At 56.1% G+C, this 26464-nt stretch carries 23 protein-coding genes; 7 read left to right on the top strand and 16 right to left on the bottom strand.

Going from position 1 to position 26464, the window contains the following annotated elements:
• Positions 1 to 201: 201 nt before the first annotated feature.
• Complete coding sequence (locus JL015_RS24375) at positions 202 to 1167, top strand: ABC transporter substrate-binding protein (protein WP_025260354.1); 966 nt, start codon at positions 202 to 204, stop codon at positions 1165 to 1167.
• A 101-nt stretch (positions 1168 to 1268) separates the two neighbouring features.
• Here the strand turns inward: JL015_RS24375 and JL015_RS24370 are convergent, their stop codons facing one another.
• The 3 genes from JL015_RS24370 to JL015_RS24360 are packed head-to-tail and all read right to left on the bottom strand — an operon-like array spanning position 1269 to position 3032.
• Positions 1269 to 1661 (bottom strand): DUF1330 domain-containing protein, encoded by a 393-nt coding sequence (locus JL015_RS24370; protein WP_201020288.1) that lies wholly within the window; start codon positions 1659 to 1661, stop codon positions 1269 to 1271.
• A 32-nt stretch (positions 1662 to 1693) separates the two neighbouring features.
• The gene (locus JL015_RS24365; protein ID WP_025260352.1) at positions 1694 to 2083 is read right to left on the bottom strand and encodes a putative quinol monooxygenase; all 390 of its coding nucleotides are present in this window, start codon (positions 2081 to 2083) and stop codon (positions 1694 to 1696) included.
• Positions 2084 to 2126: 43 nt separating this feature from the next.
• Positions 2127 to 3032 carry a LysR family transcriptional regulator gene (locus JL015_RS24360; protein WP_025260351.1) on the bottom strand — a complete coding sequence of 302 codons (906 nt, stop codon included), beginning with the start codon at positions 3030 to 3032 and terminating at the stop codon, positions 2127 to 2129.
• Between the two features lie 183 nt (positions 3033 to 3215).
• On the opposite strand from JL015_RS24360, the gene JL015_RS24355 reads away from it, so the two are divergent.
• The 4 genes from JL015_RS24355 to JL015_RS24340 all read left to right on the top strand — a co-directional run bounded on the left by JL015_RS24355 (position 3216) and on the right by JL015_RS24340 (position 6507).
• Positions 3216 to 3785, top strand: a complete 570-nt coding sequence (locus tag JL015_RS24355) for a flavodoxin family protein (RefSeq protein WP_201020287.1) — start codon at positions 3216 to 3218, stop codon at positions 3783 to 3785.
• A 28-nt stretch (positions 3786 to 3813) separates the two neighbouring features.
• Positions 3814 to 4113 (top strand): superoxide dismutase, encoded by a 300-nt coding sequence (locus JL015_RS24350; RefSeq protein ID WP_201020286.1) that lies wholly within the window; start codon positions 3814 to 3816, stop codon positions 4111 to 4113.
• Positions 4114 to 4227: 114 nt separating this feature from the next.
• Positions 4228 to 4563 carry a putative quinol monooxygenase gene (locus JL015_RS24345; protein WP_201020285.1) on the top strand — a complete coding sequence of 112 codons (336 nt, stop codon included), beginning with the start codon at positions 4228 to 4230 and terminating at the stop codon, positions 4561 to 4563.
• Between the two features lie 90 nt (positions 4564 to 4653).
• A complete protein-coding gene (locus tag JL015_RS24340; RefSeq protein WP_201020284.1) occupies positions 4654 to 6507 on the top strand; it encodes a monovalent cation:proton antiporter-2 (CPA2) family protein in 1854 nt (617 codons plus the stop codon).
• A 91-nt stretch (positions 6508 to 6598) separates the two neighbouring features.
• Here the strand turns inward: JL015_RS24340 and JL015_RS24335 are convergent, their stop codons facing one another.
• From JL015_RS24335 to JL015_RS24305, 7 genes are all read right to left on the bottom strand, one after another.
• Positions 6599 to 7966, bottom strand: a complete 1368-nt coding sequence (locus tag JL015_RS24335) for a c-type cytochrome (protein WP_201020283.1) — start codon at positions 7964 to 7966, stop codon at positions 6599 to 6601.
• Positions 7967 to 7982: 16 nt separating this feature from the next.
• The gene (locus JL015_RS24330; protein ID WP_201020282.1) at positions 7983 to 10250 is read right to left on the bottom strand and encodes a xanthine dehydrogenase family protein molybdopterin-binding subunit; all 2268 of its coding nucleotides are present in this window, start codon (positions 10248 to 10250) and stop codon (positions 7983 to 7985) included.
• 292 nt (positions 10251 to 10542) lie between these two features.
• On the bottom strand, positions 10543 to 11031 hold the full coding sequence (locus JL015_RS24325) for a (2Fe-2S)-binding protein (protein ID WP_201006795.1): 489 nt from the start codon (positions 11029 to 11031) through the stop codon (positions 10543 to 10545).
• A gap of 234 nt (positions 11032 to 11265) precedes the next feature.
• Positions 11266 to 12318, bottom strand: a complete 1053-nt coding sequence (locus tag JL015_RS24320) for an NAD(P)-dependent alcohol dehydrogenase (protein WP_201020281.1) — start codon at positions 12316 to 12318, stop codon at positions 11266 to 11268.
• A 167-nt stretch (positions 12319 to 12485) separates the two neighbouring features.
• Positions 12486 to 13238: an IclR family transcriptional regulator gene (locus tag JL015_RS24315; RefSeq protein WP_201006791.1), complete on the bottom strand. Its 753-nt coding sequence runs from the start codon at positions 13236 to 13238 to the stop codon at positions 12486 to 12488.
• Between the two features lie 211 nt (positions 13239 to 13449).
• The gene (locus JL015_RS24310) at positions 13450 to 14787 is read right to left on the bottom strand and encodes an MFS transporter (RefSeq protein WP_201020280.1); all 1338 of its coding nucleotides are present in this window, start codon (positions 14785 to 14787) and stop codon (positions 13450 to 13452) included.
• Positions 14788 to 14869: 82 nt separating this feature from the next.
• A complete protein-coding gene (locus JL015_RS24305; protein WP_201020279.1) occupies positions 14870 to 15847 on the bottom strand; it encodes a hydroxyacid dehydrogenase in 978 nt (325 codons plus the stop codon).
• 342 nt (positions 15848 to 16189) lie between these two features.
• Between JL015_RS24305 and JL015_RS24300 the strand changes: the two genes are divergently transcribed.
• A complete protein-coding gene (locus JL015_RS24300) occupies positions 16190 to 16867 on the top strand; it encodes an RraA family protein (RefSeq protein ID WP_201020278.1) in 678 nt (225 codons plus the stop codon).
• Between the two features lie 168 nt (positions 16868 to 17035).
• Here JL015_RS24300 and JL015_RS24295 read toward each other — a convergent pair whose 3' ends face one another.
• The 6 genes from JL015_RS24295 to JL015_RS24270 form a co-directional block, all read right to left on the bottom strand.
• Complete coding sequence (locus tag JL015_RS24295) at positions 17036 to 18148, bottom strand: alpha-hydroxy-acid oxidizing protein (protein WP_201020277.1); 1113 nt, start codon at positions 18146 to 18148, stop codon at positions 17036 to 17038.
• 41 nt (positions 18149 to 18189) lie between these two features.
• Positions 18190 to 19815, bottom strand: coding sequence for an ABC transporter substrate-binding protein (locus JL015_RS24290; protein WP_201020276.1), 1626 nt, complete (start codon positions 19813 to 19815; stop codon positions 18190 to 18192).
• Positions 19816 to 20144: 329 nt separating this feature from the next.
• Positions 20145 to 20657 carry a flavin reductase family protein gene (locus JL015_RS24285; protein WP_201020275.1) on the bottom strand — a complete coding sequence of 171 codons (513 nt, stop codon included), beginning with the start codon at positions 20655 to 20657 and terminating at the stop codon, positions 20145 to 20147.
• 152 nt (positions 20658 to 20809) lie between these two features.
• The gene (locus JL015_RS24280) at positions 20810 to 21844 is read right to left on the bottom strand and encodes a methionine synthase (RefSeq protein ID WP_201020274.1); all 1035 of its coding nucleotides are present in this window, start codon (positions 21842 to 21844) and stop codon (positions 20810 to 20812) included.
• 24 nt (positions 21845 to 21868) lie between these two features.
• Positions 21869 to 22852: a DUF1852 domain-containing protein gene (locus JL015_RS24275; protein ID WP_201020273.1), complete on the bottom strand. Its 984-nt coding sequence runs from the start codon at positions 22850 to 22852 to the stop codon at positions 21869 to 21871.
• Between the two features lie 408 nt (positions 22853 to 23260).
• Entirely contained in the window at positions 23261 to 24259 is a 999-nt protein-coding gene (locus tag JL015_RS24270; RefSeq protein ID WP_201020272.1) for an NADP-dependent oxidoreductase, read from the bottom strand.
• 396 nt (positions 24260 to 24655) lie between these two features.
• Here JL015_RS24270 and JL015_RS24265 point away from each other — a divergent pair, with 396 nt between their 5' ends.
• Positions 24656 to 26461 carry a di-heme-cytochrome C peroxidase gene (locus tag JL015_RS24265; RefSeq protein WP_201020271.1) on the top strand — a complete coding sequence of 602 codons (1806 nt, stop codon included), beginning with the start codon at positions 24656 to 24658 and terminating at the stop codon, positions 26459 to 26461.
• Positions 26462 to 26464: the final 3 nt, after the last annotated feature.

Raw genomic sequence — 26464 nt, 5'->3', positions numbered from 1 at the left:
CCCAGGTTGGGCGATGCTTATGACCGTATTCTTGGTGGTTTGCGCTGTAAAATTCTTTTTTGATATAAGCTAATGGCGATAATTAAAATATTGCGCATATTAGGATATGACTAAAATGCATTTCACTGATTATTAACTTGTCGGTACAGTCATCCTCCAGAACCTGACCACAGGCTACCTCAGCCACGGAGAATGTCCGCGATGCCCCCTTTTGCAAGAATCCTGGCGCTTGGCGCCGCCCTGCTGCTGGCAGGCCCGACCCTCGCCGAACAACGTATCGAACTGCGAATCGGTGATCAGAAGGGCAATATGCGCGCCCAGCTTGAAGCCGCTGATGCTCTGCGTGATCTGCCTTACGACATTCGCTGGGCGGAGTTTCCGGCCGCTGCACCGCTGGCCGAAGCCTTGAATGCCGGGGCCGTTGACGCGGGCATCATCGGTGATGCGCCATTGCTGTTCGCGCTGGCGTCCGGGGCGCAGGTCAAGGCCATTGCCGTGGACAAGTCCGACGCTTACGGCACGGCGGTGCTGGTCGAGCCCAAGTCATCACTGCAAACGGCGGCGGACCTGAAAGGCAAGCGTATTGCCACCGGGCGCGGCTCGATTGGTCACCATATCGCGCTCAAGGCCTTGGCTACTGCCGGTTTGAGCGAGAAGGACGTGGAGTTCCGTTTCCTCGGGCCGGTGGACGCCAAGGTCGCACTGGCCAATGGTTCGGTGGATGCCTGGGCTACATGGGAACCCTACACCGCGCTGGCTGAACTCAGCGGTCAGGGCAGGGTGCTGGTCAATGGTCGCGGGCTGTCCAGCGGCAACAGTTTCCTGGCCGCCACCGACAAGGCACTGGCTGACCCGGCCCGTCGCGAAGCGTTGCAGGATTATCTGGTACGGCTGGCCAATGCGCAGATCTGGGCTTACCAGAACCTCGACAGCTATTCAAAAACCCTGGCGCAGATCATCGGCTTCCCTCAGGAGGCTGCACGCCTGCAATTCGAGCGCCGGAAACTGCGCTGGCAGGCCGTGGATGCCAAGACCATCACCGAGCAACAGGAAACGGCCGACTTCTACCAGGCCCATGGCCTGATCGCCAAGCCACTGGACGTCAAACCAACCTTCGCCACAGGTTTCGTACTGCCTGCGGCTGATGCGGTGACGCAGAATCCTTGATCTGTTAAACCTCCCGCGTAGGAGCGAATTCATTCGCGAGACGGTATTCCAGACGATACATTTTCTTGGGATGTACCGGCCTCTCGCGAATGAATTCGCTCTTACTGGGGTAGTGGCGCTTGTATTCCCTGCACGATGTAAACGTTGGTTTTGCCTGCCTTGTGGCGGATCGGCCTGATCGCTTCATACGCTGGCGAGCGGTACCACGCTCGGGCCTGTTCGATAGTGTCGAACGCAATGACTACCATTCTTCCCATGGTTTTTTCACCCTCCAGAGCATCGACTTCTCCACCGCGTACGATGAAGCGCCCGCCAAACGGTTTGAAGGTGTCTTCGACCCGGTCGCTATAAGGTTTGATGGCCCCCGGCGTGGTGGGCTTGAACTCGGCGACGTAATACGCCATGGGTTTGGCCGGTGCAGGCGTTTGTGCGAATGCCGCACCCATTGCAAGGCTGGTAACGGCCAGCAGCGTCAGACAGGCAAGTTTCTTCATGTGGTTCTCCAGGTGATAAACCGCTTGATGGTTTATTTCGCGCTCAATTGCACCGGTGTCGTCTCGATCAGCTTGCGCGAGACAATCATTGCCTTGGTTGCTTCTACATAGTGTTTGAAATGCGCAGAGGCGATATGGGACTTGTAGGCCTGCTCGTCGGCATAGATTTCAAAGAAGTGGAGCTTGTGGGGCTGATCCTTCTCGGCCACGGAGTAAATGGCGAGCACGCCCGGTTCGTCCCGTGCGGAAATTTCCATCTCTTCTTTGACGATCTGTGAGTAGCGTTCCAGTTGCTGCGGATCGATCTCAAGCTGTGCGACACGCACCACCACCGAAGGCGGGAACTGTTGTGCATTGGCCCAGCCTGATGCAAGCAGGCAAAGCGTCATGGAGCAGGTGGAAAACAAACGGCGAAGTTTCATGGTCGGTCCTTGATGTCATGGGTGGGGTTCTGGCTTGGGTGATTCAAAGGAGCATCACCTCCGGTAATCGTGTCGCGAGCACGTCGATGAGATGGCGCAGTCGCTTGGGCATCTGCCGCATCTGCGGCCAGACGGCGTGGCAATCCATGGTTGTAGGCGGGTGGTTTTCCAGAAGCTGGACGATTGCGCCCGAGCGCAGACGATCACGTATCAGCCAGGAAGGCAGCCAGCCGACCCCCATTCCGGCTTCGACTGCATCGGCGATTGAAGACAGATCATTCAGCCGGATGCGCGGCGCAAGGGACAGGTTCTTGAGTTGGCCATCCATGTCGAAAACCGGCCAGGTCTGGGTGTAATCGCGCCGGTGATACAGAACCGCTTTGTGATCCATCAACTGCGCGATGGTGCGTGGATGCCCCTTTTCTGCCAGATAAGCCGGCGATGCACACAACAGTTTCTGTTGTACGGCCAGGTGCTGGGCTTGCAGGCCGTTCAACTGTGACAGTGGGCCAAAACGTATTGCCAGGTCGAAACCTTCGGCGATCAGGTCAACCGACTGGTCGGACAGGTGCAGATCAAGTTCCAGTTTTGGATGTTCGCGTGCCTGCTCCATCAGCAGCGGGGTCGCACAGTATTGGCCGAACAGGGCGGGCATGGTCACGCGCATGCGGCCGGCAATCTCGTGCATGCCGGATTCGATCAGAGACTGGGCTGAGCGGACTTCTTCCAGTGCGCGCAGGCAATGTTCGTAATAGAGCTGCCCATCCTCGGTCAGGCTCTGGGTGCGGGTGGTGCGATGGAACAGACGCACACCCAGCCGTTCTTCCACACGGGCAATCGCTTTGCCCACCGCAGAGCGTGTCAGCGCTAACTGCTCCGCAGCACGCGAAAAACCGCCTGCATTGACCACTTCAACGAACAGGGCAATGCCATCCAGAGGATCTCTCATAAATTCTCGGCTCTCAATTGGTGCCTGTGGTTCTACTTAAAGAGGAAGAAATATCGGAAATGGTGATTATTACTCTACTATAAACTTCCTTCCCGTGGCTATTGGTGCCTGCACGGAGCCAGTACAGCGACTTGTCATCGTCGTTTTTCTTTCTCTCCATGGCTTAAGAAGGATTCATGAAGCATGTTGATTTCCATCGTTTATGACAGTGGCTGGGGCCACACCGCCAGGCAGGCTCAGAGCGTGGCCGAGGGCGTTCGCCGGGTTGACGGTGCCGAGGCTCGGTTGATCGCGCTATCCGAAGGCTCGATAGCCTGGGATGTTCTTGAGGCCAGTGATGCAATCATTTTTGGCTCGCCTACCTACAACGGTGCTCCCAGCGCCCGCTTCAAGCAGTTCTGCGAGGACTCCACCCGGCTTGCCTGGAATGATTTGAAGTGGGGCAACAAGGTTGCCGCCGGCTTTACGAATTCGGGCGCGCAAAACGGCGACAAACTGCATTCTCTGATCTCCATGGCGCTCTTTGCCGCCCAGCACGGGATGTTGTGGGTAGGGCTCGATCTGAAGCCGGGTAACAACATCAGCACAGGCAGCGAGCAAGACCTCAACCGACTGGGTAGCTGGTTGGGCGCGATGGCGCAATCCAACGGCGATCAGGGGCCGGATGACGCTCCTGTCAATAGTGATCTGCAAACCGCTGCCTACCTGGGCCAGCGCGTGGCCGAAACAGTGCGCCGATTCCAGCCGGTCTGACCCGTAACTTCACTAGGCGAGCCCTCCCATGAAACTACTTTGTCTCGATGTTCCACAGCCCGGTGCCAGCCTGGAAAAGTACCAACCTCATATGCTGGACGAGGCACGTCACGCCTGGCAGCTCTACAAGAACGGCATCGTGCGCGACTTTTACTTCCGCCAGGACCGTCCCGGTGTTGCGCTGATTGTCGAGTGCGAATCGGTTGAAGCTACACGTCAGGCACTGCGCGAATTCCCGTTGGCCGAGGCCGGGCTCATCGATTGGGAAATCATCCCGCTGGGTCCGTTCACCAACTGGGAAATGCTCTTCGCGCCAGGTAATGCCTGATACGGATCAGTCACGTTACGTTGTGTCTGCCATCAGTCAGCCTGAAGAAGTGGACATCAACGAAATCGTCTTGCGCCTGACGTGGCAGGAGTTTTGATCGAGGAGGAGATGGACATGATTGATTCAAGTCAACCAGCTCCTCCAGGCCGCCCACCACTTGTGCGCATTGCGCGGATTGAGGTCGATCCCGCAAAGCTCGATGAGTATCGGACAGCCTCCCGAAAAATCGTGGAGGCTGCGGGTGCGCTGGAGCCTGGAGTGATTGCTTTCTATGCCCTTGAAGTACGTGAGGTGCCAGGCCGGTTCTTTGTGGTCGAGGTATACCAGGATGCCGAAGCCTATTGCGCTCATCTGGATTCTCCTCATTTCAAGACCTACAAATCCACAGTGGCTCACATGGTCCAGTCTCTTGAACTGATCGAGACCGACGTTGTGGCCATTTCTTCATGACAAGCGAGGCATGCATAGCATGATGCTGTTTTTGTTCGCTAACCCGACCTCTGCAACCTGCCTGCTGCCCGATGGACAGGGGGCGCAGGCATGACGGTCGATGCACTGTTTCATGCCTTTCTCTATCTGTGCGCGGGCGTGCTGGCTGTACCTGTCGCCAAACGGCTTGGGTTGGGCTCGGTATTGGGGTATCTGATCGCCGGGATCATCATTGGTCCGCTACTGGGGCTGGTGGGTGCCGAGGCGGAGCGCTTGCAGCATTTCGCCGAATTCGGTGTCGTGATGATGCTTTTTCTGGTCGGCCTTGAACTGCAACCGCAACAGTTATGGGAAATGCGTCATCGCCTGTTGGGGCTTGGTGGTTTGCAGGTACTGTTGACCACTCTGGCGGTCTGGGGCATCGCTGTTGCCATGGACGTGGAGTGGAAAACGGCGCTGGCCATCGGCCTGATTGCGACGGCTTCCTCCACGGCCATTGCGTTGCAGACCCTTGATGAGAAGCGCTTGCTTGACAGCGATGGCGGTCGGGCAAGCTTTTCGGTGTTGCTGTTTCAGGACATCTCAGTGATCCCGATGCTGGCGTTACTGCCATTGCTGGCCGTTCCCGGTTTGCTCGCCGGTAACGAGACCGAAGTCGCTCATGGTTCCGGCGCGACGTTACTCACCGGTTTACCGGGCTGGATGATCGGGGTGGTCACGCTGCTGGCGGTTGCGTCGGTGGTGGTCGGAGGGCACTACCTGACGCGACCTTTGTTTCGTTTTATCGCCACGGCGCAAATGCGCGAAATCTTCACGGCCAGTGCGCTGTTGCTCGTGGTCGGCACAGCGCTGCTCATGAGTCTGGTTGGTCTGTCGCCTGCGCTGGGGACTTTTCTCGCCGGTGTCGTGCTCGCCAACAGCGAATATCGACATGAACTGGAAAGCGATATCGGGCCGTTCAAGGGGCTGCTGTTGGGATTGTTTTTTATAACAGTCGGCGCAAGTATCGACTTCGCCTTGCTGTTTGAGCATCTTGGGCTGGTTGTCGGTTTGACCTTGCTGTTGATTGTCACCAAAGCACTGGTGCTCTGGGCGATTGGCAGTCTGTTCCGGCTTCGGGGCATGGATCGATGGCTGCTTGCGCTGGGCCTGGCGCAAAGCGGTGAGTTTGCCTTTGTCCTGCTGTCTTTCAGCGTGGGCAGCGGTGTGCTGGCGCAAGGCATGGCCGAGCTTCTGCTGTTGGTCGTGGCGCTTTCGATGCTCTGTGCGCCGCTGTTATTCGTTTTTCTGGAACGGGTGATCCTGCCGCGTCAGGCAAAAAAACAGGCCCGTGAGGCTGATGCCATCGATGACGAGGGGGCGGTCATCATTGCCGGGTGCGGGCGTTTTGGTCAGATCGTCAATCGCCTGCTGAACGCCAATGGCTATAGCACGGTGGTTCTGGACATCAGCGCCGAGGTGGTTGAAACCCTGGCGCGATTTGACATCAAGACGTTCTTCGGCGATGCGTCGCGTCCTGATCTTCTGGAGGCGGCGGGCCTGATGAAGGCGCGTCTGCTGGTGGTTGCCATTGATGATCGCGCCCGTGCGTTGACCATTGTCCGCTATGCCAAGCGGGTGCGTCCCGACTTGCATGTGGTGGCTCGGGCTTATGATCGTCTGCATGTCTATGACCTGTTCAAGGCCGGGTGTGACGAGATTATCCGCGAAACCTTCGACAGCGCCGTGCGTGCAGGTCGCAACTCGCTGGAGGCGTTGGGTATGGAGCCCGGAGAGGCGCAAAAGACTGCCGATGCCTTCGTCAAGGGTGATCGCCATGCGCTATGGATGCTTGCTCAACTGTACGACCCGCAGATCCCTCCGGCAGAGAACCCTCCGTACGTGGCAATGGTGAAACAGGTTCATCAGGAAGAGACGGAGCAGATGATGGGCAGGCGCAGGGCTTCAAACGAAGCACCTCTTTAAAGCGGGATGATGCTCGCCTTGTTCGCGAATGAGCGGAGTCGCTCCTACGCAGCCTTCATTGGGGTAGGAGCAGATTCATCCGCGAAGAGGCTTACCGCATCTGCAAGATGATCACATTACTGCTTGCCGGATTGGTCCGTTCGCGAAGATCCTGCACATCCTTCACGGTGACCGGGCCGCCCTTGTTACCCCAGGAGGTGCGGATAAAGGTCAGCACGTCTGCGGTTTCCTGATCCGAGAGCTGATTGCGGAACGGTGGCATGCGATAGGCATCCGGTACTCCATCCGCAACGATACGTCCCGACCCGTTCAGGGTTACGTTGATCGACGATGCATGTTCCTTCGCCAGTGAGGATGAGGCGCCTGCCAGAGGCGGAACCCATTCTCCCTGTCCACGTCCGTCCGGCCCGTGACAGGAGCTGCATTTGGCCATGTAGGTGCTTGCACCCGGAACCTTCAACTGTTCGCTGACCGTCAGGTTGGCATTGGATTTTGCATCGTATTGCCATGGCTCGCCGTCACGCTTGGGGTCCCCCGGCAGCGACTTGAGGTAGTGCGCAACGGCCTTCAGGTCTTCGTCCGTCATGAACTGCGTGGAGTTGTTGAACACGTCGGTCATCGAGCCGAAAACAACGGCATGCTGGTTACGACCTGTCTTGAGGAAGCGTGCGATGTCTTCCTCGCTCCAGCGTCCAAGTCCGGTATTTGGATCGTTGCGCAGGCTCGGCGCATACCAGCCATCCAGCAGTGCGCCGGAAACGAACGCCGGGCTGCGTTCGTCCAGGGCTTTCTCGTTCATGGCAAGGCCGCGCGGGGTGTGGCAACTGCCGCAATGCCCCGGACCTTGCACAATGTAGGCGCCGCGAAGCCACAGCGGGTCTTTTGCGGTTTCAGCCTTTATATAGCTTCCCGAATCCGTGAAGACCGCGTTCCACAAGGCTAGCGGCCAACGCATGTTCAGCGGCCATGGGATCTCGCTCGGCTGGTTTTCCTGCTTGACGGGTTTTACGCCTTGCATGAAATACGCATAGAGCGCACGTATGTCGTCCTCGCTGAGCTTTTCATAGGAGGGATAAGGCATTGCCGGATAAAGCCTGTGGCCGTCACGGGCCACGCCCAGACGCAATGCCCGGTCGAATTCCGCCAGGCTGTAGTTGCCGATCCCGGTTTCCTTGTCGGGTGTGATGTTGGTGGCAAAGATTGACCCCAAGGGGGTCGCCATCTCCAGGCCGCCGGCAAATGGCGCACTGCTCGGTGTGCTATGGCATGCCACGCAGTCGCTGAGCCGGGCAACGTATTCGCCACGCTGGATCAGCTGCGCGGGCGCACTCGGAGGGCTGGCCACGCCGTCGAAGGGCGAGGCGGGTGTGCGTGTCACGAACCAGGCTACGCCGGCTGCCGCCACGACACTCACCGGCACCAGGATGGCAGCAACTTTCTTGAGTCTGCTTGTAGTCATCTGTGATCCCTAGGTGTCAGGCTTGTTGGTCTTTGAAGGTGTACCGAGACAGCGGCATGCTGCGAATCCGCTGGCCAGTCAGCCTGGCGACCGCATTGGCCACGGCTGGCGGAACGGCGGGCAACGGCGGCTCACCGATACCACCCATTTTCGCGCCGCTCTCGATGATCTTTACATGCACGCGGGGCATGCGATCAGGTGGCAGGATCGGATACATGTCGTAGTTGCGGGCGGCGGGGATGCCGTTCTCGTACACAGCTTCTTCAAGCAAGACCTGTGAAAGCCCAAGCGCGACGGCACCGTTGACCTGGGCTTCGATGATGCCGGGGTTGACGATGCTGCCCGGATCGATGGCCTGCCAGATGTCGTGTACCTTGACCTGACCATTCTTGATCGAAACCTCCGCGATGACCGCCGCCTCGGTGCCGAAAGGGGACGCCATGGCAACGCCACGGGCGCGGAGCGTGCCGTCTTCGGCCGTGAAAGGGCCACGTTTCCAGCCGCCAGCCAGATCACCGACGGCACGCAGAAGGTTGGTCAGCCGCTCATTGTCTTTGAGCAAGTGCAGTCGAAGCTCGTAAGGGTCTTGTCCACCCTTGTCTGCCAGCTCGTCGAGGAAGGTTTCATACAGGAAATCATTCATCGAGTTGCCGACCGAGCGCCAGTAGCCAAGCATGACCGGGCTCTTCACATACAGCTGGGCAATCCTGCGATTGGGGATCGAATAGACCTTGCCGGCCAGCCCTTCAAGGGCCGTGGGGTCAATTTTCTCTCCCTGTTTGTTGCTGATGGCTTCGGTTGGGCCTTCGGTGGCGCTTAAGGCTTCCAGTGCGACAGGCATGCCTTTGGCATCGAGCCCGCCACGGAAGCGCACGACGGCCATGGGGCGCAGTACATCGCGCAGGAATTCTTCTTCGCGGCTCCAGATCAGTTTGATCGGACGCCCGACTTCCTTGGCCAGCTGGATAGCCTGAGGGTAAGGCGATGCGCTGTTGTAGAGGAAGTGTCTGCCGAAGAAGCCGCCAAGTACCGGGGAATGAAGGTTGATCTTCGACGGCTCAAGGCCTGTTCTCTTGGCCACGTCGGCCAGGAACAGGTCCGGTGCCTGATTGGGCAGCCACAGGTCCAGTGTGCCGTCCGGGTTGAAACGCGCCAGCGCAGAAGGCGGCTCCAGCTGTGCGTGATGGACAAACTGGCTGTAATAAGTAGCGCTGACAACGGTATGGGCGCTGTCCAGGGCCTTGCCGGCTTCGCCTACAACCTCGTCGTCCTTGCCTGCACCGGGTTCGTTGGCCAGTCGCTCGCTGAAGGCTGCGCTGGAAAAGTCCGCCGGCATGTAACGCAGATCCGAATCCGGGCCTGGCTCTTTCCAGTCCACCTGCACAGCTTCTACCGCACGTTTGGCCGTCCACCAGCGCTCGGCGACGACGGCAACCGCGCCGGGCAGGCGATGCACGGAGTGAACGCCTTTCATGGCCTTGATCTGGTCTTCGTTACGGATGGTGCCGACCGTCAGGCCGAGCCTTGGGGCGTGCTGTACGGCCGCGTGGAGCATGTCATCGACCTTGCAGTCGATGGTGTAGACGGTCTTGCCCGTAGACTTTTCGTAGCCGTCCAGACGTTTTACCGACTTACCGATCCAGCGGAACTGGCTCGGGTCCTTGAGCTTGACGCTGTCCGGGTCGGGCACTGGCAGGTCCATGGCGCGTGAGGCCAGTTCGCCGTAGCTCAACGTCCTGCCCGAAGCCGCATGAACGACCTGTCCAGGCTGGGTGGTGAGTTCACTGACCGGTACACCCAGACGTTCCGAGCCCGCCTGCAATAGCATCGCCCGGGTCAGGGCTCCGAGACGACGCATGGTGGGGTAGCTCATGCGTACCGACATGCTGCCGCCGGTGATCCGCATGCCGTTGCTCAGGACCACGTATTCACTGCCGGGAGAGGCGTTTTCCACGATAAAGGTGGCCGGGTCGGCATCCAGTTCTTCACCGACAATCTGCGCCATGGCGGTAAAAATGCCCTGGCCGCCTTCGATGAAAGGGCTTTGCAGGCGGATGGTGTTATCCGGGCGGATTTCGAGAAAGGCGGGGACTCGCGTTCCCGGAACCTCTGCCGCCACTCGGGCCTGAGCCCGTGCCTGGCCCATCGGCAGGCCGAAACCAAGGACCAGAGCACCTGCCATGGTGCCAGCCGATGCAATCAGAAAGCGACGCCGAGAGATATTGATCGCTTCCCCTGTCGGAAACGCCTCGCTTGCGTCGGGACTATTCGCCAACGTTGTCATTATGATTTCCTCAGGCTGCCATCTCTTTCAAGACGCATCCATTGCTCAGGTTCTAGGCTTTGTACGAAAAGTGGCTGCGCTCGGTGATGCTGCGTTAAAAACAGGCTCGTGCGCGAGTCCGGGCTCGGCGCCCCCATCGCAATGCTCATTTACAACACGTAAAGTCGAGCGCGACTCCGACCGTTCCTCGCCTGTTTTTGCCTTGCCTGACCTTCGCTCGCCGACTTTTCGTACAGAGCCTGGATCACGATTTCTGAAGCGCGATTGCCGAGGTCTGCGCCTCGTGCAGTTCTCAAGACTTGCCGGGAGTGGCTGCGGGCTCAAACAGCGCGACCTTTTCGCCAGCCACTTCATGCACGGCTGCATTGATGAAGTTATAGGTGCCGCAACGACACAGGTTGATCATCGCGGCTCCGATCTCTGCATCCGAAGGGTGGGCAACCTGTTTGAGCAATGAGGTCGCGGCCATGACCTGACCTGACTGGCAATAGCCGCATTGCGGGACCTGATGCTTGACCCAGGCGGCAACCACTCGCTTGCCTACGTCATCTTCTTCGATGGCTTCGATCGTCGTGATCTTGCGCCCGATGACACCCTGGATCGGAACGACGCACGAGCGTGCGGCCACTCCGTCGATCAGGACGGAGCAGGCCCCGCATTGAGCAAGGCCGCAGCCGTACTTGGTTCCGGTCAGCCCGAGTTCATCGCGAATGACCCACAGCAGTGGGGTATCGCCTTCGGCCTGGACCTGATAGGTCTTATCGTTGATCTGCAGTTCCATGATTATCCAGCCATCCAGTGGGGAAATGCCCTTGAGTGCCATTTGTTTGCGGGCCAAAAAGCAAGCGTTTCACTTGCGCAACACTGCTTAAACGTTAGCACGTACTGACGGACGCTCCATGGCGCCTGGTTTCTAGGCTATATGAGTGAAATTGATAAATACCCTTCAACTGCGCACAGGCTGAGGCCATGCTCTGGTCGCGGCCTGTGCGGATTGTGGATTTAATGCCTGGGTTCAGGCGTTGGCCAGCGTGGTGTTATCGATCACGAAACGGTATTTGACGTCACCCTTGAGCATGCGCTCATAGGCTTCGTTGATCTGGTCGGCACGCACCAGTTCGATGTCCGAGACGATGTTGTGTTCGGCGCAGAAGTCCAGCATTTCCTGGGTTTCAGGAATGCCGCCGATCATCGAGCCGCTGATCGAACGACGCTTGAAGATCAGGTTGAACACCTCGGGGGACGGGTGTGGTGAAGCGGGGGCGCCAACCAGAGTCAAGGTGCCGTCACGCTTCAACAGCGCCAGGAAATCATCGAGGCTGTGCGGTGCTGCCACGGTATTGATGATCAGGTCGAAGCTCTTGGCATGGGCGGCCATTTCCTCTGGGTTGCGCGAGATGACGACCTCGTCGGCGCCCAGTGCTTTCGCCGCTTCGCGCTTGGATTCGGAGGTGGTGAAAGCAACCACATGCGCGCCCATGGCATGAGCCAGCTTGATGCCCATATGGCCAAGGCCACCGATACCGACAATCCCGACTTTCTTGCCGGGGCCAGCCTGCCAGTGGCGCAGCGGTGAATAGGTGGTGATCCCCGCGCAGAGCAGCGGCGCCACGGCGGCGAGTTGTTCAGCCGGGTGACGGATGCGCAGCAGGTAGCGCTCGTGTACCACGATCTGTTCCGAATAACCGCCAAGGGTCCAGCCGGGAGCATCCGGGGTCGGGAAGTTATAGGTGCCGATCATGCCGTCGCAGTAGTTTTCGAGGCCCGAGTCGCATTCTTCACACTGCTTGCAGCTGTCGACGATGCAGCCGATACCGACCAGATCGCCGTGCTGGAAGCCTTTTACGTGCTTGCCGATTGCGGACACGCGCCCGACAATTTCATGGCCTGGCACGCAAGGGAACTGAGTGCCCGCCCATTCGCCACGCACCTGATGCAGGTCAGAATGGCAAATGCCGCAATAAGCGATATCGACCTGAACATCGTGGGGGCCTGGAGCGCGGCGGGTGATTTCCAGTGACTCAAGGGGTTTATCGCCAGCGTAGGCGCCGTAGGCTTTGACCGTCATGGGTTCTCCTTTTCATGAGTACATGAGCCCTCTTGGGGCTGGAGGGTCTAGTCTAGAGGCGAAGAGCCCATCGATATATTGCGTTAATCCGCATGCAGATATGAGCCATATCGAATAATGGAGGCGGCCGTGAGGTGATAATCTCGCGTCTGCGTGGCGGTTGCTTCTTAGGCTTTTGGGGGCTTTTGTGCTCGCGGCTTCTTAGGCGCCGGTTCATCCTGGTCGATGGCAAGCGCATCGCCACCCAGGCTGCGGGTCAGTTCAAGGGCTGCATTCTGAAACAGCGGATGGAGGGTTCTAGCCTGGTCTGCTGTCAAGCGACTTGCCGGGCCTGACAGTACCAGAGCCCCGATCAGGTTTTCACCCGGCCCAAAAATGGGCAGTGACATTGAGGATGCGTGCGGGTCCGTGGCGCCTACCGAATAGATGGGTTTTATCATTTTCGCTGCCAGCGAGTAGGGCGTACGTAGTGCTTCGGCCCCGGCAGCTCCGTCCATGGGGCGGGTGTCGCCCGGTTGCAGGTGCAGGCGCAAGTGGTGCGGTGAGTTAACCCGGTAGAGGCACATCCTGTAAGCGCCATGGCGCACATAGAACGATGCGGTTTCGCCTGTTTCCTGAGTCAGCCGGTGTAGCAGCGGTGTTATATGGCGCTCAAGATCGAGCCCATCCTGATAGACAGTGTTCAATCGCATGATTTCTGTTGCGAGTTGATAGCGTCCGTCCGCCATGCGGGTGATCAGTCCGTAGTTCTCCAGCGAGACCATCAGTCGCATGATGGTGCTTTTGATCAGCCCTGTGCGATTGGCCAGCTCGGCAAGCTCCAAAGCCGTATCGCCCACCTTGAATGCAGTAAGAACGGTCAGCACCCGATCTGCCGATGCAACCCCGGCGACAGCGGGACGCGGGCGGATTTTAACCATTTGGATTTCCCCTTGTAGTTGTGGGCATCGGGTGATGCATTACTACGCTGCAAAATACTGCCATTGTCCGCTTGGAGCAATGCGTAAGCACCTGAGCAGAAAGCTTATTTGGTTTCGGGAAGGGGAAGGGGGCGGAAACTTTCCTGGCACAAAAAGCACTGCCGCTCAGGTTTGACCCTGGCGGCAGTATTGAAAGGTTGATGCTGTTTGATCAGTGGGCATTTGCCTTGCGTTCAAATCCTGAGGTTTCGGCTGAATCAAGAAGCTGTTTTCGTCCCATCAGCAAGACCATGATTGCCCCCGCTGCACAAAGGGCTGCAAGCGGCAGCAGCGCCAATGCATAGCTGCCTGTGGAGTTATGTATGGCTCCGTAAACGTTCACCATCACACCTCCACCAATCAGGTTGGCCATGGCGCCTACGGCTGCCAATCCTGCAGCGGCCGTTGATGATGACAGCCAGGTTGAAACCAGCGCCCAGAATGGTCCCTTCATGGAGTAGGCACCGATCAACACCATGCTCAGCATGAATACTGTGGCGACCAGTGATGACGTTACCAGTGCCATCAATAGTCCGACCGTGATGAGCAGTAGTGTCGTTGCGGTGTGCCAGCGCCGTTCGCCGGTTTTGTCGGAGCTGCGTCCCCATACGATCATAAGCACTGATGCCAGCCCGTATGGAATGGCGTTGACCAGGCCGATTTCCATATTGCTCAGGCCGAATGTTTTCAGCAGTTGAGGTGCCCAGACACTCATGGTGCTGCCAGCGGCTGACGCTCCCGAATAAATCAGAGCCAAGACCCAGATATGTTTGTGTCGCAGCAGCTTCCAGAGGGAGATGTGGCCAATGGCTGTTTTTCGGGCGCGCTCTTCGTCGAGACGAGTGATCAGCCAGTTCCGTTGCTCTGCATTTAGCCAGTGTGCTTGTTCAGGACGGTCTGTGAGTACGAACAGGCAGGCAATGCCCAGTAAGGTGGCAGGAATCCCTTCAAGAATGAAAAGCCAGTGCCAGCCTCGCATGCCCAGCCAGCCGTCCATGCTCAGCAGAAGGCCTGAGAGAGGAGAGCCAATGAAGTTGGCGCCCGGAATTGCCACCATGAAGATTGCCACCATGCGTCCCCTGTAGGCGGATGGCAGCCAGTAGGTGAGGTACAGCAGCACTCCCGGAAAAAAGCCAGCTTCGGCTGCGCCTAAAAGGAAGCGCATGACGTAGAGAGAGTTCGCTCCCTGGACAAAAGCGGTGCCCGCAGAAATAAGCCCCCAGGTAATCATGATCCTTGCGATCCAGCGCCGCGCACCGAACTTCTGCAAGGCCAGATTGCTCGGGACCTCCACAAGAAAGTACGAAACAAAGAACAGGCTGCTTGCAAGTCCGAATATTGCGGGCGTCAGACCCAGATCCTGGTTCATCTGCAAGGACGCCATACCGATGTTGCCGCGATCGATGATCGCGAGCAGGTAGCAGAGAATCAGAAAGGGTAATAACCGCCATGCGACCTTTCGCATCGTTGATTGCTCAAGGGCGCTGATCTCGTTGGAACTGATGGACATGACTCTCTCCCGTTTTGTTTTTTTTGGAGAAGCGTTATGGATTTATGAATTTCACCCGCTGCGCTTCGGGGCGCTTGCGGGATCAGCTTTCAAACAGGTGGCGGTTCACTACGGCGCGAGGGTCAGGCGATGTGCCGTTCCAGAAGTTCACAATCTGCTGTACGGCCAGTAAACCCACGCGATCTCGTGCTTCTGCTGTATTCGCCCCGACATGAGGTGTCGCTACCAGAGTCGGCAGCCCCCATAGCGGTGAGTCGGCAGGCGGTGGCTCGGGGTTGAATGTATCCAGCCCGGCTCCGGCAATCTTGCGGGTGCTGAGTGCCTGTACCAGAGCATCGGTATCAATCAGTTCACCTCGGGCAGTGTTGATCAGGATGCTGCCTGGGCGCATGCGGTTGAATTGCTTTTCCCCGAAAAGGTTGCGGTTCTGGTCGGTCAGGGGGCAATGCAGGCTGATGATGTCGCTGTCTGCTACCAATGTATCGAAGTCGCGGACAAGCTGGATATCCGGTATTGAAGGCAGTTCTTTCAGGTAGGGGTCATAGACCTTTACTGCCATTCGCAGAGGGACGACCAGTTCCGCCAGGATACGGCCGATCGAACCCAGCCCGACAAGGCCCAGCGTCTTGCCTGACAGCTCTATGCCAACAGAGGTGGATTTGTCCCAGTGCCCGTCGCGCATCCTGGCATCCAGAAGAGCGGTCTGACGTGCAACGCTGAACATCAGGGCCAATGCATGTTCTGCAACGGATTGGGCGTTGGCTCCCAGGGCAATCGTGACCGGAATGCTGCGCTCGGCAGCTGCGGCGATGTCGATGGTGTCATAGCCCACGCCATGCTTTGCGATGATTTTCAGTTTCCTGGAAGCATCGATCATTTCCCGCGTCAGCTTGCCTTGCCTGACGATAATTGCATCAGGCTGCTCACTGGCGATGATTGCGGTCAGCTCGTCGGCGGGGGTGTATGGCGTTGTAGGCACGACCCGAACACCTTGAGAGGCGGCATACGCCATGGCTTCGGCTGTCAGTTCAGGCCCGGTCAACAAGAGGGTTTGAGTCATTTGCACACCTTGGTCTTTTTGTCTGAGTGCGGTTTTGCCGTTATTTCGGCTGTCTCGACAGGGATGAAATTAGCATAATGAAACGGCGTTGCAATAAAAAATATTGCGAAGACTTTTTTGCGTTCTGAGAAGTCACGCCTGAAAACAATGAAATCCGTTTTATGTCAATTAATTAGGCGAGTTTTGGTTATTTTTAGCCATTCATCGGCAGCTTTTCTGCCTTGAGCTCAGTCTGGTCAATCTTGCGGGAATAAAAAACAGGTGTTAATTTTGAAATGCCGTTTCATTTAATTGGTTCAGTTGGACCTCGACGGCACACAAAAAACACAAGAGGAATGCCGAATGTCCATTGGTTTTAGAGTGCTGAAGCAAGAGCGCAAGGTCGCTCCCGAGTGGGTTGAGCGTTACAGGAGTGTCCCTGTCGCGAACGTCAGCGACTCGATGCATCGCATGACTGCTGGCGGTACCAGACTCCATGCCATGCACCGCACGGGTGTGCTGGCCGGACCCGCTCTCACGGTCAAGGCGCGGCCCGGTGACAATCTGATGCTTCACCATGCACTCGATATCGCCCAGGCTGGAGACGTTATCGTGGTGGATGCAGGAGGGGATCTGAGCAATGCCCTTATTGGCGAGATGATGGTTGCGTATGCAATCAAGAAAGGCGTTGCCGGGATTGTGATCAATGGCGCGATCCGTGATGCCGACAGCATTGCCGCTGGCAACTTTCCGGTATTTGCAGCGGGCGTCACCCACCGCGGGCCTTACAAGGATGGCCCTGGCGAAGTCAACGTGCCCATCGCTCTTGATGGCATGGTCATAGAGCCAGGCGACCTGATTATCGGCGATGGTGATGGCTTGCTGTGCGTGCCTTTCGATCAGGTCGGCGACGTTTATGACCGCGCGTCAGCCAAGCATGCCGCGGAACAGAAGCAACTCGAACAGATAGCTCTGGGTGAAAATGACCGATCCTGGGTCATGAAGTCGCTTGTTCAGAAGGGGTGTGAGTTTTCTTCCTGATATCTGATCGCATCGCCCTGGCTCCCAGGCTCCACTCCCGATTGGCGCGACTGGGAGGCGGCAGGTTTTTCGTATGTGGCCAGTGACAGCGCGCAGGCTGTCCTGGCCAGTCGCATCAAGCTGCACCAGAGGCGTCAACTCCCAGAGTTGCAGAGGGGGGAACTGACTTTACGCATAGCCAGGAATTTGCCGATCGGTAAGGCCGAAAGTAAGCCGGGTGCTTCGGATGTCTGCAACAGTTGCGGCACCCGCCAGTTGCATCACCGTACGAAGCTCATTGTCCAGATGTTCGAGCACGGAAACTACTCCTCGCCATCCTCCCAGCGCCAAGCCATAAAGCACCGGGCGCCCCAATGCGACTACGTCGGCGCCCGCTGCAATTGCTTTGAACACATCTGTGCCGCGCCTGATGCCACTGTCAAAGATGATGGGAACCCGTTCTTCAACAGACTCAGCCACATGTAGCAGTGATGTGAAGGCCGCCGGGGAACCGTCCAGTTGCCTTCCTCCATGGTTTGAAACCTGGATCGCGGCGGCACCGTGTTCAATGACGCGAAGAGCATCCTGGCTTGTGGTCACGCCTTTTACGACAACAGGCAGCCCGCTGTGCTCATGAGCGTAACTGATCGCATCCAGAGACAAAGCGGGTTGGAACGATCGATCGGTACAGCGGGGGTTACCGGCGGCGTCTATGAAATTCCCGCGCAGATGTCCTGCATCGAATCCGTTTCGACGGTTGTGCTCCCGGATGCCTCCGACCGTGACATCGGCAGTTAACACCACGGCTGTGTACCCTGCCGCTCGTGCCCGGTTGAGGAGTTCGCGGTTAAAACCATCGTCGCGAGTAAGGTAAAGCTGAAACCACTTAGGCCCTGCGCTTGCTGCGGCAATGGTTTCCAGGCTCTGGGTCGAGACGGTGCTCACGCAGAGCAGCGTTCCGACGTGATCCGCCGCAATCGCAGTGCCTGATTCAGCAGAGGGGTGGGCAATACCTTGCGACGCCATTGCCGCGATCGTAATGGGCGAGCGTAAAGAGACCCCGAGGATTGATGTCTCCAATGTCTCCACGACCTTGCCGGTCAGGATTCTCTGATCGATGAAGGCTCGGCTGAATGCCTCCCGGTTTTCACGCAAGGTCTGCTCATCACCAGCCCCGCGTGCAATGTACTCGAACCCCGCCGTGGGTATGACCTTGGCCGCCCGGGATTCAAGTTCGATGAGGTTACTGAACGTTACCGGTGCGTCTGGCACATCCGGGACGCAGGCATCATTCGTTGTCATGGTTACTCCAGAGTTGCGCGTAGTTCGTCGTTAAAGGTTATTTACTTACCTGTCAGCTGGATGTCGCCAAATAGCGCAATGCCCTCAGCTGTCCAGTGAAAATTCTTGACGCGCGATGACGTAGCGGCCTGAAGCAAGCGCTCATGAAGAGGGAACGTAGCGGCCTCATCTATCAAAAGATCTTGTAGCGCACCGTATGCCTGCTCTCGTTTTTCCGGCGCAATGGAGGTAACGCCGGCATCGAACAATTCGCGGGCTTTCGGCAGTGTCTGGGGCTCGTATATGTTGGTTGCGACCGCTGCGCTGTAAGCCGTTCGAGGGTCGAGGATTGTTTGCAGAATGATGGGGTCAGCACGTGTCATATATACGGCCGTCAGGTCGTAATTCCCGGCCCCGTTTCTGGCAGACCAATCGGCGCGAGTCAGTACGTTCAGATTCAGATCGATTCCCGTTTTGCGCAGTTGATCCTGAATGAGAATGTCGCCTGGAGTCTCCGCAGGAGAAATGTTGTACACCAGACGCAGGCGTTTTCCGTCTTTATATCGGAAGCCATCGTCCGCTTTGATCCAGCCTGCTTGATCCAGTAAGTCAGCAGCGCCGTCAGGATCGTACGCCAGCTTTTGTGACTGAGACTTGTAGTACGGCGTGGTGACATCCAGTACTCCACTGACAACAGGGAAGGTGGGGGAGAACACGACTTGAGCAAAGCTTTTGCGATCAATGGATTTCTGAAGAGCAATCCTGACTTTCCTGTCGCTCAAGATTCGCTGGGCACTTACGTTGGGGTATAGATTGAGGGCGGGGCCGGGCAGCGAGCGAGTCTGAATGGTTGCCCCTTTTTTCTCGAACAGATTTGCATTGATTTCCGAGAACGGCAGCCGTGGCCAAAGAATGTCCACCTTGCCTTGCAAAAAGAGACCGTTGCGGACGCTCTCTTCCGGGGTGTAGGTGATATTCACGGTGTCCAGATAGGCATCGCCCTGATTCCTGGAGTTGGCCGATGCCCAGTGATAGCCATGACGTTTGGAAAGTTTAGCGCCGGTTTCGGGGGTGTAGGAGTCCAGGACGAAGGGGCCGGTGCCAATGATCTGGCCCAGTGAACGCTCCCGTTCGGTGAGCGCATAGGACGCAGGAGCAAGAATGGCCAGAATAGTGGTCGATGTTGCTTGCAGAAAGCCTGCGTTGGGTTTGCTCAGCACAAGCTTCACTGTGAAGTCATCGATTACCTGCGCGTGGTCGTATCCGCTGAGGTAAGTGGCGCCAAAAGTGCTGGGCAGCTTCTCGACCAGTGCCTTGTTGCTATCGAACGCCGTTTTGACGGCATTGGCATTAAAACGCTCTCCGTTGCTGAATGTGACATCGTCACGCAGATAAAAGGTATAAGCCAAGCCGTCATCGCTGATTTCCCAGCGTTTGGCGAGCCATGGAATGATCTGACCGCTGGAAGGTTCCTGGTCGGTCAATGACTCGGCGACATTACGCAGCATGACCCGGTGTTCCAGCCAGTAGACCTGAAACGGATCAACACTCACGAGAATGGTATTGTCAGCGAAGAAGGTGACGTTCAATACCTTATCGTTCGATTCATTGGAGGGTGAGCAGGCGGCAATTGAAATCAGCGCAACGATGAGTGCGCAGAGATGCCCTGTAGAGCGTCGTAAAGACATGGCTACTCCGTTCATTATCGGGCCGCAACAAAAAGGCGTGTGATTGGGGATGGTGAGAGCGATGTGGTGGTGGCGAGGTCGCTCGGGTAGTCGCTTTCGCGAGACAGTTGCAGAAGCTCAACTTGCGAAAGAAGGTAATCGTATGGAATTGGGGTGGGAAATTCTTTTTTGATCTAAGCTAATTATAAAACAAGTGAATTATATTTTGTTTTTAAATGCTTTTTGTGCATTTTTGTGGGTTGGTCTGGAGGTTTTGGGCAGGCCGGGTTTTAGGTTCTTTGCCCTGCATATAGTATGGCTCTCAGCTGATTGGACTGGGAGGTAACCGTTCAAACTCCGCTATGCGCGGCGAGATTGCGATATTGTCCTTTGAAGTAGAGCAATGGCTGCGTAGCAGCAGTCGCTTGTTGCAGGTTTAAGGCTTTTACTTCACCAATCACGATCAGGTGATCACCTGCGGCGTGCTCGGCATGTATTTCGCAATCAAGCCAGTGCAGATTGCCGACAATGATCGGGTTACCCAGCGGAGACTCCTCCCATTCGACGCCATGCCATTTGTCCGTACCTCGCCGAGCGAACTGATTGGAAATATTGGCCTGCTCACCCGAGAGGATATTGACTGCAAACCGACCTGCCTGGCGAATTCCGGGATAGCTGGCCGAGCTGCTCATGACGCTGAACGATACCAGTGGCGGGCTCATCGACACGCTATAGAAAGACTGGCACGTGAAGCCAATCGGTTCCCCGGCAATGTGGGATGTAATCACGGTAATACCAGATGCGTAGTATCCGAGCGCTTCACGAAAGCTCAATGGCTCGATAGCAGTATCAGAAGGCGACATGGCAGGTCCTGAGAAGATAGTGGGTTGATATTGTTGATGGGGACGCCTGAAGCAGCCGGATAGTCTGGCTGACTTCAGCCTGTGAAAGCGGCCATTGATCAAAAGCGACCTGATCGTCTGTTCAATTTACCTGCGTCATTCCCGAAGGTTGTTCAGCGCTCGTTCAAGAGTTCTCTGCGGACGATTTCTGCACCCGCACTCAACGCGCGCAGCTTTCCGCTCGCGACTCGACGTGGCAAAGGCGCCATGCCGCAGTTGGTGCATGGATAGAGTTTGTCGGCATCGACGAACTGGAGTGCTTTTCTCAGGGTATTGGCGACTTCCTCGGGCGTCTCAATGGTATGGCTTGCCACGTCAATGGCTCCTACCATCACTTTCTTGCCCCGAATGAGTTCAATCAGATCCATGGGGACGTGAGAGTTGTGACACTCCAGCGAGATGATATCGATACTGGACTTTTGCAGTTTGGGAAAGGCTTCTTCGTACTGTCGCCACTCCGAGCCCAGGGTCTTCTTCCAGTCGGTATTCGCTTTGATGCCGTAGCCGTAGCAAATATGCACAGCGGTTTCGCATTTGAGTCCTTCAACCGCCCGTTCCAGGGTGGCAACGCCCCAGTCATTCACCTCATCAAAAAAAACGTTAAATGCAGGCTCATCGAATTGAATGATGTCGACGCCGGCAGCCTCCAGCTCTTTGGCCTCCTGATTGAGAATCCTGGCAAACTCCCAAGCCAGTTTTTCACGGCTTTTGTAATGAGCATCGTAAAGGGTATCAATCATTGTCATTGGGCCTGGCAGGGCCCACTTGATTGGCTGCCTGGTTTGCTGGCGTAGAAATCTGGCGTCTTCGACAAAAACGGGCTTTCGTCGAGCAACAGCACCCACAACCGTTGGCACGCTCGCATCATAGCGGTCACGAATTCTGACAGTCTCGCGCTGTTCGAAATCAACGCCGTCAAGGTGTTCAATAAACGTAGTCACGAAATGCTGGCGAGTTTGTTCACCGTCACTGACGATATCGATTCCGGCCAATTGTTGTTCTTGCAGCGACAAACACAGCGCGTCTTGCTTGCCTTCAATCAATTCTTCGTCTTGCAATTTCCAGGGTGACCAAAGGGTCTCAGGTTGCGCAAGCCAGGAGGGTTTAGGCAAGCTGCCTGCAGTCGAAGTGGGTAACAATTTTTTCATGAAGATGGCCTTGTTTTTAATTAATCAAAGAGCGCAACGGGCGGACCACTGCTCAAGAACGGCCTGGTAGGGTTTGATGAAGTTTTCTTCGGCAAACTTTCCTTGTTCAATAGCCAGCCGGCTACGTTCCTCGCGGTCATACACAATTCGAGTCAATGAATAGTCCTGGTTTTTCAAACTCGGCTTATAGGATTTTCCTGCCACCGAGTTCGCATTATAAATCTCAGGCCGGTAAATCTTCTGGAAAGTATCCATTGTGCTAATGATGCCAATGAGTTCAAGGCTGGTGTAATCACCCAGCACATCGCCTGAAAAATAAAAAGCCAAAGGCGCAGCGCTGTTCGGCGGCATGAAATAGCGAACCTTCAGCCCCATTTTCTTGAAATACTCATCCGTCAAAGAGTATTCATCCTGCTGGTACTCAACTCCCAGGACAGGATGCTGATTCTCGGTCCTGTGGTAGGTCCTGGCGCTCGATACGCTCAGGCAGATAACAGGTGGCTTGTCAAAATGCTCTTTATAGGCATTTGAATTGATGAGGCATTTGAACAACTTTCCGTGCAGATCTCCGAAATCTTCTGGCGTACTGAATCCGGACTGGTTCTTGTTGTGCTCTAGCAACCGCACACTGAAGTCATAGTCGCGTACGTAAGAGGAAAAGTTATTCCCCACGACCCCATTGATACGCTTATTGGTTTTTCGATCAACAATCGTTGTTTTCAAAACCTCAATCAACGGGATGGCATGGTCACCGCCTTCAGCGTCAATATTCATCTCCGCGGAGATAATATCCAGTTCGACCGTGTAACGATCACCTTCAGGATTGTCCCAATGCGCCAGGGCATTGAAGCGATTGTCAATCATCTTCAAGGTGTTGCGCAAGTTCTCCTGGCGATTTTCGCCCCTGGCCAGATTGGCAAAGTTGGTCGTGATGCGCGTATTGTCTGAGGGTAAGTAATGCTCATCAAAACCAATGCTCTTGATAGCAAATGTGAGTTCTTTGTTCATCTTGATCTGATACCTCTCCTTTAAGCCCGACCTGAATTTGCTGCTTCAACTTTCAGGTTTGGCTAACATTCTTTTTTAACCCGGCAGCCGTTACTCTGCCTGCCGTGAAAGCTGCATGTATTTTAAGAACGGTGGCGACATGAACAAAAACGAATTGATTTCAATAAAACATTAGTCATGTTCATGATGGATGCCTGGTCAGGATCAGGCTTTGTACGAAATGTATCTGCGCTCGGTGATGCCGCGTTAAAAACAGGCTCGTGCGCGAGCCCGATCGAAATGCTCATTTGCACCCGTAAACTCCGCCTTACCCCCGATTGGTACGACTGGGAGGCGGCAGGTTTTTCGTATGTGCCAGAGGTGAAAGCCAGGACAGCGTAGAGGCTGCCCTGGCCTGTCAGGCCGTGTTTACCTGACTTTAATGACCACCTTGCCTTTGGAACGCCCCTGTTCCACATAGCCAAGAGCATCTGCTGTTGACTCGAACGGGAAGGAGCGATCTATCACCGGCTTGATTGCGCCGGACTCGATCAGCGCGCTGATTTCACGCAGTTGAGCGCCATTTGCCTGCATGAAAACGAATGCATAGCTGACGTCGAATTCGCGTGCTTTCTTCCTGATGCCATAACTCAGCAAACGCATGACCTGCTTCAGCCCCCAGGACAGTTTCTGCTCGTCAGCAAACAGGGGCGTCGGTGGCCCGGAGATGGAAATGAGCTGACCACCGGGCTTCAGAACCTTGAGCGATTTATCCAGAACGTCGGCTCCCAGACTATTGAGTACGACGTCATAGTCGTGCAGTTCGCTCTCGAAGCTTTGCTGCGTGTAATCGATGACAACGTCCGCTCCCAGCGCTTTCACCCACTCGACATTGCTCGTGCTGGTAGTTGTGGCAACAACGGCCCCGAGGTGCTTGGCAAGCTGAATGGCGATGGTTCCAACGCCGCCTGAGCCGGCGTGTATAAGTACTCTCTGTCCCTTTTTTAACCTTGCGGTCTCGACCAGTGCCTGCCAGGCCGTCAGAGCGACCAAAGGGATAGAGGCTGCTTCCTCCATGCTTATGTTCTTGGGTTTCAGAGCCAGTGAATCTGCCTTGACGCAGATAAGCTCGGCGAAGGTGCCGATGCGCTCCTGAGGAGGGCGCGCATAAACCTCATCACCCGGCCGGAACTGCCGCACAGCAGAGCCTGTACGCACCACCACGCCAGCCAGATCGTTACCCAGCACCAGTGGAAAGGAATAGGGCAGGATCAGTTTGAATTCACCTTTCCTGATCTTGGAGTCCAGGAGATTGACGCTGGTGGCATGCACTTGAACCAGAACGTCGTCGGGCCCCATGTCCGGGTCGGGTAACTCGGCAAGACGTCCGCTGTTCTTGCCATAACGATCGATGAAAAATGCCTTCATGTTGATTTGGCTCTGTGAATTGGAAATCGGGCAATCCGATAAGGCCTGCTTTTCTCGTCAGGCAGACGCCGTGTGCAGGGTGGCAAGCATTCAGCGTGATGCAACGCCCGGATTTCAGCCCAGCGTATATAAATGCTCATTAATGATGATGTTCATAATCTTAGAGGTCAATGATTTTGATTATAAACGACATCAAAATCTGCTCGGTGCCTGCCTGCTGGGGCAGTAGAGGGGGATTTGGGGGAGGAGAAATGCCTCGGTTTTGTGAGGTGTAACAAAATGCCATCATTTGCTTGAAAAATATCTACACTCCCAATCAGGGGGTAGCCCAATCGAGGGTTCGGGCTATACGCCCGCTGATTGCGGTTCCTGGAGACAGCCACAAGGATCGAGAAAATGACAGTGAAGTCTGTGTTGGCAGCGGTAAGTATTGGGGTTGGAAGCCTGACATCGGCAGTGGTACTGGCAGATGAGTACAGTCTGGATCAGAACTGGAGTGCGAAAGATCTCGCAGTCTGGCAGGACACTTCTCAAGGGTCACGTCTGGTTCCTCTGAGCTGGATGATGGCCTTGGAAATAAAAGGCTCGAAAGTGCCTTTCATGTCCGACGCGAATATCGAAAGGTATGGTTATACACCGCGCACTCTGGAGTTTGACTACAAGAGTTATCGGTTGCCCTTGGGGTTTGTGGTCGATCAAGGCAGTGACAAGTCCCTGACGTTTTCTCGCCTGCGCTGGAAGAACAACCAGTCTGACAAGGAACCTTGGGTGGGAATGAACTGCGCGGCCTGTCACACGGCCAATGTTTCCTACGGTGGCCATACCTGGGAAGTTCAGGGCGGCCCTACCAATGCCGATTTCCAGAAGTTTGTTGATGCCTTCCGCGATGCTCTGATCGACACCCAGAGTGATGATGAAAAATTTGATCGCTTTGCGACAAAGGTCCTTGCAGGTGACGACTCCGAAGGTAATCGTCAGCTTCTGTCCAGTTCACTGAATGAGTTGAATCTTTTCCTTGAGAAAAGCGCATCGCTCTATAAGACGGATCTGGTGTATGGCCCGGGCCGAGTTGATGCCGTGGGGCATATTCTCAACCGTGTGGCGCAGCTCAATGGGGCGCCAAACCCAACGCCCAACCCCTCGGATGCTCCAGTCAGCTATCCGTTTCTGTGGAACACTTCCCAGCACGATAAAGTGCAATGGAACGGTGTCGCTCCAAACAAGCGGCTGGGCCCGGATGGCCTGGATGTTGGCGCTCTTGCGCGCAACGCCTCGGAAGTCGTGGGGGTCTTCGGTGATGTGGCCTTTCGCTCCAATTCGCTTTTCAAGGGCTTTGTTTCAAGCGTGCGCATCGATAACCTTGATCAGCTCGAGCGCACGTTGCAGCGCCTGAAACCACCGAAATGGCCTGAAAAACTCGGAGCTATCGATCCTGTGAAGGTGGAGCAGGGTGCCAAGCTGTTCGACAATAATTGCTCAAGCTGCCATTTACCGTTGTCACGCGATGATCTGAAAAGCAAGATCGTCGCTCAGATGACGCCTATCAGTACGAGGCCCGAAAGCCTTCAAAGCATCAATACCGACCCCTGGATGGCCTGTAATGCCGTCCAGTTCATCAGTGATCCTGGCAAGCTCAAGGGCGCACTTCTCAACACGTTCAAAGGTGTTGTCACAGATCAGACGACTTTGGTCACACAGTTGGGCGTAACGGCACGGGAAATATTACTGAACCAGAAGAAAGACCTTCTTGAGCTGGCGATGAAGGATTACCTGAACGTCCAGTCGCAACCGCCACGAATCGAACGCAAGAGCGTTTTCTCCTTTTTGAGCTTTGCCTCGACCGAAAAGAACAAGCGACTCCAGGCCTGCTATGCACTCGATATCCAGGACTATCCGACTCTTGCCTACAAGGCGCGCCCATTGACGGGCATCTGGGCAACAGCGCCTTACCTGCACAACGGCTCGGTACGCACGCTGTATGATCTGCTGCTGCCTCCCGACGCACGTCCTTCGAGCTTCAAGGCGGGCTCGATTGTGTTCGATCCGAAGGCTGTCGGTTTTATCGATGCCAATGGGCCTGGTGCCCCGTTCACTTTCGATACTTCCTTACCGGGGAACTCCAAGGCAGGTCATGACTATGGTGCATCCTCTTTCAACGATGACGAGCGCTATGCATTGATCGAGTACATGAAAACCCTGTAACTC

This window comes from Pseudomonas cichorii, assembly GCF_015471405.1.
Taxonomy (GTDB): Bacteria; Pseudomonadota; Gammaproteobacteria; order Pseudomonadales; family Pseudomonadaceae; genus Aquipseudomonas; species Aquipseudomonas serbiensis.
Note: the sequence above shows the minus strand (reverse complement) of the source record. Positions and strands in the feature narration are given on the sequence as shown.